Annotated in this window: 13 protein-coding genes; all 13 read right to left on the minus strand. The window is 36.1% G+C overall.

Annotation, left to right across the window (positions count from 1 at the left end; genetic code table 11):
* A partial coding sequence (locus H4J50_RS11735) for a flavodoxin family protein (RefSeq protein WP_182256604.1) occupies window positions 1-468 on the minus strand: 468 nt, incomplete at its 3' end.
* Between the two features lie 135 nt (window positions 469-603).
* A complete protein-coding gene (locus H4J50_RS11740) occupies window positions 604-1251 on the minus strand; it encodes a peroxiredoxin-like family protein (RefSeq protein WP_182256606.1) in 648 nt (215 codons plus the stop codon).
* 146 nt (window positions 1252-1397) lie between these two features.
* A complete protein-coding gene (locus H4J50_RS11745) occupies window positions 1398-2543 on the minus strand; it encodes an acyltransferase (RefSeq protein ID WP_182256608.1) in 1146 nt (381 codons plus the stop codon).
* Window positions 2544-2589: 46 nt separating this feature from the next.
* Complete coding sequence (locus H4J50_RS11750) at window positions 2590-2922, minus strand: YnfA family protein (protein WP_108455653.1); 333 nt, start codon at window positions 2920-2922, stop codon at window positions 2590-2592.
* Between the two features lie 111 nt (window positions 2923-3033).
* Complete coding sequence (locus H4J50_RS11755) at window positions 3034-3531, minus strand: membrane lipoprotein lipid attachment site-containing protein (protein ID WP_182256610.1); 498 nt, start codon at window positions 3529-3531, stop codon at window positions 3034-3036.
* Window positions 3532-3633: 102 nt separating this feature from the next.
* Entirely contained in the window at window positions 3634-3885 is a 252-nt protein-coding gene (locus tag H4J50_RS11760) for a hypothetical protein (RefSeq protein ID WP_182256612.1), read from the minus strand.
* 102 nt (window positions 3886-3987) lie between these two features.
* Entirely contained in the window at window positions 3988-4365 is a 378-nt protein-coding gene (locus H4J50_RS11765) for a hypothetical protein (RefSeq protein WP_182256614.1), read from the minus strand.
* A gap of 123 nt (window positions 4366-4488) precedes the next feature.
* Window positions 4489-5835: a Na+/H+ antiporter NhaA gene (nhaA, locus tag H4J50_RS11770; protein ID WP_182256616.1), complete on the minus strand. Its 1347-nt coding sequence runs from the start codon at window positions 5833-5835 to the stop codon at window positions 4489-4491.
* 282 nt (window positions 5836-6117) lie between these two features.
* Window positions 6118-8289 (minus strand): DUF3488 and transglutaminase-like domain-containing protein, encoded by a 2172-nt coding sequence (locus H4J50_RS11775; RefSeq protein WP_182256618.1) that lies wholly within the window; start codon window positions 8287-8289, stop codon window positions 6118-6120.
* 7 nt (window positions 8290-8296) lie between these two features.
* Window positions 8297-9382: a DUF58 domain-containing protein gene (locus H4J50_RS11780; RefSeq protein ID WP_182256621.1), complete on the minus strand. Its 1086-nt coding sequence runs from the start codon at window positions 9380-9382 to the stop codon at window positions 8297-8299.
* 163 nt (window positions 9383-9545) lie between these two features.
* Window positions 9546-10475: a MoxR family ATPase gene (locus H4J50_RS11785; RefSeq protein ID WP_108455646.1), complete on the minus strand. Its 930-nt coding sequence runs from the start codon at window positions 10473-10475 to the stop codon at window positions 9546-9548.
* A 607-nt stretch (window positions 10476-11082) separates the two neighbouring features.
* Window positions 11083-12387: a hypothetical protein gene (locus tag H4J50_RS11790; protein ID WP_182256623.1), complete on the minus strand. Its 1305-nt coding sequence runs from the start codon at window positions 12385-12387 to the stop codon at window positions 11083-11085.
* A 55-nt stretch (window positions 12388-12442) separates the two neighbouring features.
* Complete coding sequence (locus H4J50_RS11795) at window positions 12443-13015, minus strand: tRNA-(ms[2]io[6]A)-hydroxylase (protein ID WP_108455644.1); 573 nt, start codon at window positions 13013-13015, stop codon at window positions 12443-12445.
* Window positions 13016-13171: the final 156 nt, after the last annotated feature.

Raw genomic sequence — 13171 nt, forward strand, 5'->3', positions numbered from 1 at the left:
ATTCACATGCTCTTGCTTTATAAAATTTTTTCTACAACAACAATAGAAACTAGAGGTAAAGTTAATACCTAAATAATTAGCTAGCAAATTAAAGGGCGCGATAAAACATTCAGGTGCTTCGTTATCTTCGCCAGTGGCAAGTAAAGAACAACTTTTTCCTTTGAGTGCCCTTCCCAACGTTTTCTCAATGGTTAAAAGATCGGATAAACGATCAACAAACACTTTCATTTGAGCACTCATTGCGTACCAGTAAACAGGTGTTGCAAAAATTAAGTGGTCATACGTTATGAGTGTTTTAATCAACACTTTAAAATCATCATTTTTATTTCGATGCTGATAATCAAAAGCCGATATTGCATAGTCGCTTAGGTTAAACAAGTCACAGGTTTGATGCTCCATATATAAATGAGCTAACTGATGTGTATTACCTTGCTCTCGAGATGAGGCCAGTATAATCGCTGTTTTCATTAAACTGCCCTCGTTTTATCTGCGTTTGTTAACATGACGATAAGTTAGGTTTTATTAAAGTTTGCTGGCTGAAGTTGCAAAGTTAGATGATTTAACGTTATAAAGCTTACTGTAACGAGTTTAAAAACAACCTTGTTACAAGCACTTTAATGCCTCAATAATATCGTCAGGCTCAGAGCGTGTTCTATAATCAACATCAACAAATCGCCATTTAACAATGCCATCACGCCCAATAACAAAAGTAGCAGGTATAGGTAAAATACTGCCATTTCCATTATTAATTACATCTAAATCAAGCTTGCGGTCTACACGCATATGTTCAGAAAGAAACTCAGGTACTTGCCAAGCCACGCCATATTGTGCTGCAACTGTTGCATTTTGATCTGATAAAACATAAAACTCCATTGCGCTTATTTCATCTTTTGTCAGTGACTCATCAGGTACTTGTGGGCTAATGGCCACTAACTGGGCACCCAAAGCATGTATATCGCCTAATCGAGCTTGTAATGCTCTTAACTGTAGGTTGCAATATGGGCACCAACTACCACGATAAAACGTTACAACAACCGGGCCATTTTTCAGTAAATCATCCAATGAAATTGATTTACCGTGTTGATTAGGTAAAACAAAACTAGTTGCTGTTTCACCAAGGTCCAGCGCTTCACTACCCTGTTGAAATACTTTTGCTTTAGCAATTATTTCATCAACTTCTTTCATAAACCCAGGATTCGCTTGTCGCCCGGCAGCAACCTTAGCAATAGTTTGTTGCTTTAAACTTGTCATGTAATTCCTTAAACGTAAAACTGATACCCCATTTAAAATGGAGCACTAACGGTGATTAAATAAAAACGACAATCTTTAAATAAAAAGATAAACGCTTTGAGTAATAAGCTAATAATTAAAACAATTAATGTTGTTTTTCAGAGATATTATGTCTTATTACTTAACAATAATTTGGTTTTTTCTTTGAGTTTCAAACCAAATAAAAAACGAAAAAGATTAAACGGTTTAATGATAAATAAACAAATCCCACAGGTAGTAATTAGGGATAAAAATAGTAGCGAAATAATTTTAATCAATATTGATGTTTGCCAATTGATGACATAAAAACCAATAACAACAATGACCGTTTGATGAAAAATATAAAACGGATAAATGAGTTCATTACTGAGTCGTAACCATTGAGGTGTTTTCTTCAAATAAAATTGGGCATAACCTAAAATAGTTAACAAAGCAGACCATGAAACTAAACAGCACACAAACCACCATATTGACCATCGAACATTTAACGATAAATAATCACTAAGATCAGGAGAATAATAATAGCCATAAAAAATTACCGTACTGATTAAAAGAATAATTAAATGATAAAGCCGATGTTCACAAACCCTTTGCCAAAGCTCCTTATTAGCAACAAATATCATTCCAGTAATAAAAAAGAATAAATAATAACTAGATGAAGACAAGTTTTCTATTTTGTTATCGTCGCTTGGAAAAAATAAAGAAAAGCTGATTTTTATCACAATGAGTAAACTAACGAATAAAAACAATCCACCTTTAAATTTGGTAAGTTTTATAATGTATTTAAACACTTTAGTACTAGCTTTAGTGTTTAAAAATGTATTCAGAGGAATAGCAAGTAAGGAGAAGACAATAAGGTATTCTATAAACCAAAGATGATTAGTGGATAAGTTAAGCACAAGTGAGGGATATGCTTGCCAAAATGACTCATATTGGCTGATATTTTCAATATAACTTTGTGGTGGAACAACGAATAAAACACCAACAATAAGTGGAATTAAAAGCCTTAACAACTTATCTGAAGCGAATTTTTTAACTGATATTTTCGACAGCAAAATAACAGCGCCAATACCAGAAATAAAAAATAAAGTAGGAAGCCTAAACTGCTCAAAATAAACCATCACATCATCAAGTAACTTACTCGATTCGGTATTCATGATATGCCAGTTGTCACCATTAAACGGCATACAAACATGATGAATGAATACAGCAAATATGAGTATAACTCTTAGCCAATCTAATTCTGGTAGTCTTTGGTTATTTTTCAATTGCATTTTTAGTTCTATCCTTGAAACAACTAAGTACCCTCACCTATGAGTGCTAGGTGGTTTTTGGCGCAAACATAATAATGGCCATGCCAATTAAGGCAACTGTGCCACCAACAACATCCCAAAACGATGGTTTTATGCCATCAACACCCCAAAGCCATAATATAGCGACAAAAATATATACACCGCCATACGCCGCATATACTCGACCAGCAGCCGTTGGATGCAAGGTTAAAAGCCAAGCAAACAAAGCAAGACTTGCTGCCGCAGGAATTAATAGCAATATACTTTTATCTTGTTTAAGCCATAGGTAAGGTAAATAACAACCTACAATTTCAGCAACGGCTGTAAGCGCAAAAAGCGCTATGGTTTTAAGTTCAAACATTGAATGACCTTGATCTGGTGAATGTATTGGCCTAAATCTAAACGGTTAATATATTCTGTTGAGGACATATTTACCTAGCCCAATAATTTTTTGTAATAACGTTACTGTGTTTTAGCTTTCTTTTTTAATAGCTGATTTTACCACTTCACTCACAACTTCACCGGATGAACTTTCAATCCATACCTCTGAGCCATTTTTAGTTAATTTACCATTTACTTTGTAAAACTCTCCGGCAACTGGCGTAAATTCAATGTCACCGGTCACTAGCATGTTATCACCAAACATTGCTTGTCCATCAGTCGCGAATTGAACAAACCCCGCAACGGTAATCGTTTGCGAAATCGCGGCAACATCTCTAGAAACCATAGTGGGTGTCATATTGAAGCCTCGGCCAGAGTTTACAACACGGGTTTTGTAACCGCTGTCTTCTATATATAAGCCATTAACTTTACTCACAATATAAAAATGAGCAGTTGAGCCTTCATGATTTGAAAAGGAATCTGAAATTGTACTTGTAGCACCCGAGTAGCCTTCAGGTAAGGGACTTTTAAATGAAACACAACCGGACAATAGAATTAAAGCAGTGATTAAAGTAATAAGTTTTTTCAAGAGAATCTCCATATTTTTATTAGAATTTAACATTTAACATTTAACATTTAACATTTTAAAGTAAGGCATAGTTCGTTTTTAACTTAAAGGGTAACTGATAAATCAGGCAAAGGTTGTCGTTAATATAATCAGTAAGACCAATATCATTGCAATCACTAAATGCTTGAAATTTTTACTGCCAAAAACTTTTAAATTCTTCTTCATTTCACTACACATCGCAGGTGTATATTTAACACCACAATGTCGACAGAAGTTATCACCAAAGGCGACCTTTTTAGTGCAATCAGGGCAATTATAAATGGCAGAATGAAATCGCTCGCCTGAACCAGATTCAAACCAATCAAAATCGTCCATGTTTATTCCATATAAAAAGTAGTATGTGAAAAATAATTGTTGTGTAGGCTGGTGTTATCCTAAAAAACAGTCTGTAATATTGCTTGAATAAACTAACCAATTTTATTGGCTAATTATTTTCCTACTTTGATTCATGTACTTTATGTAAATCAGTAATCCAAGGCTAAAATACAGCACAACACCACAGAAAAAACCTATAGTATTATCTTCATAATAAGCACTGTAACCCTTAAGCCTAAACTCACCAGTTAGTAGAGTAAAAAAAGCAAAAAACCAAAAGAATGCGACTAGGTAAAGTAATCTATTTACCTTAGCAACTTTGCCGTTTAATTTAATTTCACCAGCTACTTTAGGATCATTTTGTTTAAGTGTTATTTGCTCACAAACCTGTTTATACCTTTCAGGATAAATAACTTTATCGATGTGACTTTCAACATCGATTAACTCATCTAAAGTATACGTTGAGTAATTAGGTTCCATTTTTCCTATTAACTAGCCTTTAATTTCCGTTAAAGCAAAGCAGGCCATTATCATTTTTAAAATGATAATGGCCTTTCAAATTACATACGCTCGAGTCTTTTTATCATAATGAATTAAATATATTTATTCTTGGCTCTGTTTTGTCGAAATAACTCGCAAATAAATAGCACCTAAAACAGCCGCAACTACAGAGCCAATTAATATAGCGGTTTTGGCATATTGTAATTGCTCTGGTTGTCCGTCAAATCCCAACATGGCAATAAAAGTAGACATGGTAAAACCAATCCCCGTTATTAGCGAAGCACCTATAACATGTTGAAAGTTAACGCCACTAGGTAAGCTACCCAATTTATAACGCAGAGCTAACCAACAAGCACCAGAAATACCAATAAATTTACCTAGTACTAAGCCAGAAATAATACCTAAACCAACCGGGCTTTGTAAGCTCGCGCCAAAGGAGCTGAAACTGACTACAACACCCGCGTTAGTTAAAGCAAACAAAGGCAAAATAAATAATGAAACAGGCAAATGCAATGCACCTTCCCATCGGCGCAGTGGCGTACTAGCTTCTTCTGCTACATCGCGCACTTTTAATATTTCATCGTGATCATCTTTATTACCGAGCACATCAACCGATTGTGGTTTTTTCTCGATTGATTTAATAATTGATTTTGCTTTTTTAACTAACTTACCTGATGCAACTTCTGGTCTAGCAGGTACCGTTAAGGCAATGGCTACACCGGCAACAGTAGGATGGACTCCCGTTTTGAGCATAAGAAGCCAAGTAATAATACTAATAACAATATAAAACAACGGTTGTCGTACACCAGCATAATTAGCAATGGCTAAAAAAGCGACGAGAGCAAATGCGCTCGACAGGTACATTACAGAAATTTGCTCTGTGTAGAAAATTGCAATAACCAGTATTGCCCCAACATCGTCAACAATGGCAAGTCCAACAATAAACGCTAAAAGACTGGCAGGTATGTGTTTTCTCACAATAGTAAGCACACCTAAAGCAAAAGCGGTGTCAGTGGCCATGGGAATACCCCAACCGATTTGTGAGTCTAGGGAGTAGTTAAACATGGAATAAATTAATGCTGGAGAAATCATACCTCCCAAAGCACATAAAATTAGCATGCGACGATTTTCAGGTTGAGCTAAATCACCTACCAATACTTCGCGTTTTATTTCTAGGCCCAGTAAAAAGAAGAAAATCACCATTAGGCCATCATTAATAATGTGCTTGAGTGAGGCTTTAAATTCAAAATCGCCAAAAAGCAAACCAACGGGTGTGTGCACTAAATTCACATAACTTGCTGAATAAATAGAGTTCGCCCACCATAATGCAACAATGGTAGACATTAGAAGAAACAAACTTGAAGTTGTTTGGGCACGAATAAAACTGGAGAGTTGTGGCTGAATATTTTCTAAACCACGCTCTAATACATTTTTATCATTGTCAGACATCGAGTCTCCTCACTTCATTGATTTAAGTTAGTGTTTAAAAAAACATTGGTAGTCGTATAAGGTCAAAGTACAAACGATTAACACAACCTTAATATTTATTAGTTTAACAATATCATAGCTATGCAAATTTTAAAGCTTCAAGGGCTGTGCAAAAAACAGTCAAATATTAAATTTGTTTATTAAAATGTACGACAACAAGTATAGTTTAGCTAAAATCAAACAAGAACAGTGTTGTTTTTAGCAATAATACTTAATCCTTTACCTTTACCTTTACCTTAACCTTTAATTGATACTTAATTTAGCTAACCATAATTGCCAGCGCAAACGCCGATAGCTTGTTTGTAATTTTGCTAAATGACTATTGTATGCATGTGGGCTTATACCATCAAAATTTTGATAAGCTAATTGTGTAAACCCTTTTGATATTATTGAAAAATCTTCAGATAAATCAGGCTGTGTTTTAGCAATAAAATCGTCAAACTGTTGCGCTGTCATTGACTTTACTTTCGCGAGATTATGTTGTGCTAATAATGCTAATGTTTTTAAATAAAGTGCCTTGATTTTATCATCAGTTCGCTGCTTTACTTTCACTGACTTATAAACATAAACGAATAAAGCAATTACGATTAAAGTCAGTATAAAATAGAATATATTTTTACCTTCTTTTAAACTAGCTAGCAGCTTTGCCATTACACGTGATTGCTTTTGGCCTGTGTAACCAATAACCCATCGAGTCCATTGATAGTCAATGGCGTCAATTTGCATTTTTAGTTGTTTATACCACCACATTGACCGTAAAGCTTGCATCGAGAAAAGTCCCGAAGATAAATGGTTGTACTCCTGCATTAAATTGTTTGAAAATCCGCTTTCTACACGTTCAGGATCTACCGCTGCTGTTGGATCAACTCGCTGCCAACCACTTTCAGGAAGCCATACCTCAGACCAAGCATGGGCATTGCGCTGATATACACTTAAATAATTACCACTAGAATTGAATTCACCACCCAAATAACCCACAACCATGCGAGCTGGAATACCAGCGGCGCGCATTAAATAGGTAAATGAGCTGGCATAATGTTCACAAAATCCTGCCTGTGTATCGAAATAAAATTCATCTAAACTATTATTATTTAACCGTGGTGGTTGAAGAGTGTAAAAGTAATCCTTTTGATTGAATTCAGCTAACACATGATTAATTAACTGACTGTCGTCACTGTATTGCTGACGCAATTGTTCGCCTTTAGCTAGCAACTTGGGGTTATTGTCGCTACTTAATGTCAAATTCAATGCACGGCTTTCTTGCGTTAACTTCGGGGCAAGTTTCGCTTCAGGGTAACTCGTCACTTGATAACTTAATGTTTGACTAATAATGCCACGATAAAACAAAGCATAATCATTTCTTTGTGAGATATTTCCTTGTTCACTAGTCGCGAAATCAAGTGCAAATAACCAAGATTGAAAACTTGGTTCTGCAATAACTTGATAACTTAAACCCGTTCCATTTATCTCAACATCTGTCGAACTGTTAGCATGGCTAATACTTGCTGAGCCATGATCATGATTATTCTGTTGTCCTTTTTTACGCCCTCCTTGTCGCCAAGTTACGCCGTCAAAATCGTCTAAAACCATGGCACGCCAATACAACTGAGCATGTTTAGGATTATTATTTTGAAAACTCACCCTAAAGGCCAATTCATCAGACAAAGCTAACTGTGCAATATCACCAATCTTTACACTGTCAGACAAACCTACCTTTGCTGATTCAACATTAGGCACTTGCCAAAATGGACTTAATTTAGGGAAAGTGACAAATAAAATGACCGCTAAAGGCACTGAAAAAACACTGAGCTTTGCTAATAATTTGGCTTGCGCAGATACCGGTAGAGTCGGGGTAAATAAATTAATTAAAATCCAAAAATTACCTAGCACTAAAATTATAACCGCGATTGAAAAGTAGATAGATTGGATAAAAATTAAGGATGAGGTAGCCACAAAAATACCTAACACAACCAGTTGATATAAATCTTTACGACTCGTTATTTCAAACGTTTTTAAACTATAAGCAAAGCATAATAAATGGATCATACTGAGTAACAGTCCTAACGTTTGCCCTGCAACGGCAATAGCCACACTACCTGATACTGCTAATAATAAGATTAGCCAAGACGGTAATATTTTAGGTGCGCTATATAAAATTAAAGCTCGGTTTGATATTGAGCTCGCTTTACGAGATGCTCTAAAGTGAACTGTAAACTGCAGTATTAAGGCAAAAAGGGCAAAGAGTAAATAAGCTACGTTAAACTGTTGCACTAGGGTTAAAAGGTTAAGCAGTTGAAAAAATAATAAGCCAAAATACATTTTACTGTTGAGCTTAAGTTTATGCTCAACAATCGCCTTTGAACTTTTGCTAGCTTGAGGTTTTTGTTTAAGAGTTTGTATCGTGGTTTTAGTCATTATGCACTCAATAACGTGCTAATGCAGTTAAGCATTTTAAGGTATGTTGTGAACTTTGGTCATATTCAACCACTTGATCAGGCAACTTCAACGAGAAGGCAATCTGCTTATCGCTACAATCTTTAATCGCATAACTCAACCAGCTTAAACGTTGCTCAACTGAGCCTGCAGGTAATTGGGAAAAGTCTAATTGTAGCTTTCCTGATAACGCCTGTTGGTATTGTTTTGTTAACCAACCCTGCCCACGAGCCACATGCTTCCATGCGACCCTGCTTAGAGGCTCACCTAATTGATAATGTTGTAATTGATGAAATTCGTCTTGGCCCGGCTGAAAGCTGTCTTGATAGCTTTCTGTGTTATTTTCTACCGTTTCACCTGCAATACTTTGTTGTTTTTCAGTTAAAGCATTGGCAATAGGTTTAGGAAAAGCGGTAACCTGTTGAGCGAAATCTAATCGTGTCCATGTTTTAAATAAGCCAAAGCCAAACTCACTAATAATTAAAAGCCTGCCAAGTGAATATTCACCGCGTTTGCAAATACGATAAGGTATTCGGATATTATTATCACCAAGGATTATCTCTGTCAGTGTGACTTGGCTGGATTGGTTAGATTGACCTTTAGTCGATTTTTCTTCGGCCACTTTTTTATCGCTTGCACTGTTATCAAACGTTGCTGGCACTTGATCAAAAGAAAAGCTGATATTAAAGCGCACTTTATTGCTAGTAACCACCAACGGAAAATACAGTTGCTCGTCAACAAAACCTTGTACAGCATGTGTTGCCTGAAATTTTAAGCCTGAAAGGTTAAAAAAGCTGTGGAGCAATATCACAATAAACAAACTAACCAGTAAATAGCTGATCAATATAATCACGTTATTTTGATAGTTCGTCCCCAGTAAAAATAACAACAACATAAACATCATCAAACCTGCACCGAAACGCGTGGGTATGATAAAAATATTGCGATGATTAATCACTTGCCTACTATGCTGAGGAATACGACGTGCAAGCCAAGTATTAAAACGCTTGTTAAGGGCACTTTTACATGCGGCTTTAAACGAAGAAAATACGGTGAATTTTTGCGTGCTTAACAATTAGTTCCCCTCCTCATTTAATTGTTTACTCAACATCTAGTTATCATGGTGCTGATTTGATAGCTCGACTTAAATAAACTGAGTTAGATAAATCGAGCTTGATAATTAAGTTAGATAATTGAGCTAAAAAGAACATTTAACTTAATTTATAGCTTAAACGTAATTACCCTAGCGGGTTCGTTGGGTCAACTTGCGATAATATTTGCCGAGATATTTCATCTGCTTGCTCAAAAATATGATGTTGTTGAGGTGCTAATCTATGTTCACAAACAGGCGAGAATACCGCTTGAATATCTTCAGGAGTTACATAGTCACGATTATCCATAAACGCCCACGATTTAGCCGCAGCTAATAATGCTTTGCCGGCACGCGGAGATAACGCTTTAGCTTTTGACTCGTTTAATCGGCTGACTCGACATAAAGCAATAACATAATCAACAATAGCAGGCGAAACACGTACACTGGAGATATGCTGCTGTATTTCTCGTAACTGTTCAACTTGCAGAAAAGGTTTAATGTCAGCTACATCACGATGCGAGGCTGTTGATTTTAAAATTTCACGTTCAGCATCAATACTAGGAAACCCTAAAGAAAGTCGCATCATAAAACGGTCTAGTTGTGACTCAGGCAAAGGATAAGTACCGGCATGCGACATGGGGTTTTGTGTCGCAATAACAAAAAATGGTGCAGGTAATTGATGCGTAACACCATCGACACTCACTCGACCTTCTTCCATAGCTTCTAGCAAGGCACTTTGGGTTTTAGGACTTGCGCGGTTAACTTCATCAGCTAAAACTACTTGATTAAAAATAGCCCCAGGATGCAATTGAAATGATTTACTGGTTTCATCAAAAATAGCAATACCAATAACATCTGAAGGCATTAGATCGGAAGTAAACTGAATACGCTGATACGACAACCCGAGTGTTAACGCCAAGGTGTTAGCTAAAGTTGTTTTACCCATGCCAGGTAAATCTTCGATTAAAATATGGCCTTTAGCTAACAAACACGCCAAGGCTAATTTGACTTGATGAGACTTGCCAATTACCACCGATTCTATTTGAGCCAGTATCTCTGCAACTACGGTTTGCATATGTGTCGTCCCTTAATGTTGAGTTATCAGCTTAATTAAGTATTTAATGATTACCAAGAGAAATAAACACCAAGTTACTGAGACTCTATAATGCCATGGTATTTTTTACTGTATAAAATGTTTTCTCAAAAATTAGAACATTCTTAAAACTGTCGAGTTATAAAGTCCAATCACTAAGGATCGACTTATAGTATTCTGTTAAAGAGTAGCTAATGTTAACGTCTTTTTCTAAGCCGGTTATCTAAGTCGGCTATAATAAGTGGTTCAATCATTTTTATTTTTAATTTTAGATTAACACTAGCACGCTTCAGTCTGGTGTTATTCCATATACTTAAACAGTAACATATTAATTTTTCGAGCAAAACAAATTAATAGCAAGCAAATCCAAGGAAAACCCCACTACTATTTATATGGGGTTCGACATAAAAAAGGTATTGAATTTAGGTGTTTACAAACAAGATAAAATGAAATGAAGTGACAGCTATCTTCGGCAAGGAAGACAACTCCCACTTGTTAACTAAGCTTATTTTTAGTTAACTTTTAGTGAGCCAGTTACCCCTGACTTAAATAATTTTTTTCGTAATACAAGATTTCAGGCTATTAAAAGTTAAAAAGGCGCGTCAGCTATCGCTTGTTCTAGTGACATGTTTGATAGGCCAAGATCACGCAGCGCATGAATAAATTTCAAGGTTTTAAAACTATCGAACCATACGATTAATTGCTTTTCAAATTGTACTTTTTTTGCAGAAGCTTGCTTAGTAATAAATGAAAGTAATCCGATATTGATTAAAGCTTGTTGGTTTATTTCAGATAATTCAGCGAGCCAAACCTCTGGTTGCTGTCTATTTTCCCATAAGCTATCAAAAGCTTTTAACGTCGCTTTTAACGAGACAAAAATTTGTGGGTTATAATATTGATAAGCGATGCCTTGTGCCCCAAGTTGCATTATATTTTGCACTGCGGGACCTGTACCAAAAGGCACGCGCTGTGAAGGTCTTGCATCGAGTTTTATCACTACATCATCTAAGTAAGTCACTTTACCAAGTTTCGCTAGCTTATTTAACAGGTAAAAATCTTCTCCTGCACTACGTTTAGGAAAGCCTCGAGCCTGACAATAGGCAAGCATATCAAAAGATAAAATACTGCCGATGGTAAAATAGGCATACGGTGATGCTGCGTATTTTAAACCGGCAACGTAATAGCGTAAGGCATTTTCATATTGAAGGTTTGCTTGATGTATTAAGCTTTCTTCACTGTGATGAAAAAAATTGCAACACGTTGCTGCGGCTTGTTTTAAGGTGGTATCACTCTGTTTATGAGCGGCTAAATAATTGTTTGGAAGATGCGCGTCTGCGTCAGTTGAATGTACCCAAGAAGAAAATATATTCCCTGTGACCGATAACTTAATTGCTAGATCTGCGCCAATTTTTCTTGCTAAGCCTACCCCTTGTTCAACAGGAATGGGAACACTATAACGATCAACAATTAATAGCGCGGAATTAGCTTTTTGGTTTTGGTTTTCACGGTAAAGCTCAATAAGGCGCAAATTATCTTGCTGCCAAGCTAGTTGCCCCTGTTGTTCAATGTACTGTGCTAAATCAATTTGGTCTTGCTGATGCTGACGACCAAAGTCATTGTCGGGTTGATTAATAACCACAATAACTAAGCAATGTTGTTCGACAAGTACTGAGTCGATAAAACGTTCAATAAATTGCACTGACTCTTGAAATGCAGGAATAACAATGACGTGTTGATAGCAGTTTTTTTCTGGGAATGTTGCTAACGATAAGACTTCAGGCTCAGCATAATGAGTAAGATATTTAGCCGATGTTTTGTGCTGTTGTAGATCAGCAATATTTTTACTCATTTTACTTTTGGCCTCAGAAAATAATCGGTCAATATTCTCGGTCAATCAGCTTAGCTAAAAATAGGACGTTATCATTAGCTAAGGGATAAATTGTAATTGATTAATGCAACGCGGCTCTAAATGGTAATGCCGAACAAATATCGGCTTCAATATCTAAAACTTCGTCTAAACGTTGATCAACTTCTGCTTTATCAAAGTACTCATATGCTAATTCAATAAATAGGTTTTTATGCTTTTCTTCAGATTTAGCAATGGCTTGATAAAAATCTTTATCTTTGCCTTCTGGTAAGGCTTGTGCAATTAACGAAAATCTTTCATGGCCACGCGCTTCAATAACACCAGCCACAACTAATCGGTCCATAAAAAACACATCACTACCATTTCGAAATACTTTTCTTATTTGGTTAATGTAAGGGTCTTTTTCATCAGCGCCTAATTGTCCACCGCGGGCATAAATTAATTTTAATACCTGTTTAAAGTGAATTAGCTCTTCAATGGCTAAATCAGCCATTGCTTTTACAACAGATTTACGATCTGGATAATGTGAGATCATTGACATGGCCATGCCTGAGGCTTTTTTTTCAGCTGCAGCATGATCAGTTAGAAATGCATCAAAGTCATTTAGCACGACCTCGGCCCAAGCTTTAGGTGTTTGGTATTTTAGTTCGAACATAGATAATTTTTACTGATTGTAGAGGTAATAAATAATGACGCTATTTTACACGCCTAAAAATGTGCGACAAGAAAATACTTTAATCAGCACAATATTAACACCGTGGTCAACTTTGCTGCTCAAAATCAATATTAGTATCATGCATCACAAGCGTAA

It is taken from the genome of Colwellia sp. 6M3, from assembly GCF_014077595.1.
Lineage (GTDB): Bacteria > Pseudomonadota > Gammaproteobacteria > Enterobacterales > Alteromonadaceae > Cognaticolwellia.

What these genes read in the sequence shown, in the direction of transcription:
- H4J50_RS11740 (WP_182256606.1), bottom strand. Translation starts at nt 1,251, where the DNA reads ATGACAAGTTTAAAGCAACAAACTATTGCTAAGGTTGCTGCCGGGCGA.
- H4J50_RS11795 (WP_108455644.1), bottom strand. Translation starts at nt 13,015, where the DNA reads ATGTTCGAACTAAAATACCAAACACCTAAAGCTTGGGCCGAGGTCGTG.
- H4J50_RS11775 (WP_182256618.1), bottom strand. Translation starts at nt 8,289, where the DNA reads ATGACTAAAACCACGATACAAACTCTTAAACAAAAACCTCAAGCTAGC.
- nhaA (WP_182256616.1), bottom strand. Translation starts at nt 5,835, where the DNA reads ATGTCTGACAATGATAAAAATGTATTAGAGCGTGGTTTAGAAAATATT.
- H4J50_RS11785 (WP_108455646.1), bottom strand. Translation starts at nt 10,475, where the DNA reads ATGCAAACCGTAGTTGCAGAGATACTGGCTCAAATAGAATCGGTGGTA.
- H4J50_RS11765 (WP_182256614.1), bottom strand. Translation starts at nt 4,365, where the DNA reads ATGGAACCTAATTACTCAACGTATACTTTAGATGAGTTAATCGATGTT.
- H4J50_RS11750 (WP_108455653.1), bottom strand. Translation starts at nt 2,922, where the DNA reads ATGTTTGAACTTAAAACCATAGCGCTTTTTGCGCTTACAGCCGTTGCT.
- H4J50_RS11760 (WP_182256612.1), bottom strand. Translation starts at nt 3,885, where the DNA reads ATGGACGATTTTGATTGGTTTGAATCTGGTTCAGGCGAGCGATTTCAT.
- H4J50_RS11745 (WP_182256608.1), bottom strand. Translation starts at nt 2,543, where the DNA reads ATGCAATTGAAAAATAACCAAAGACTACCAGAATTAGATTGGCTAAGA.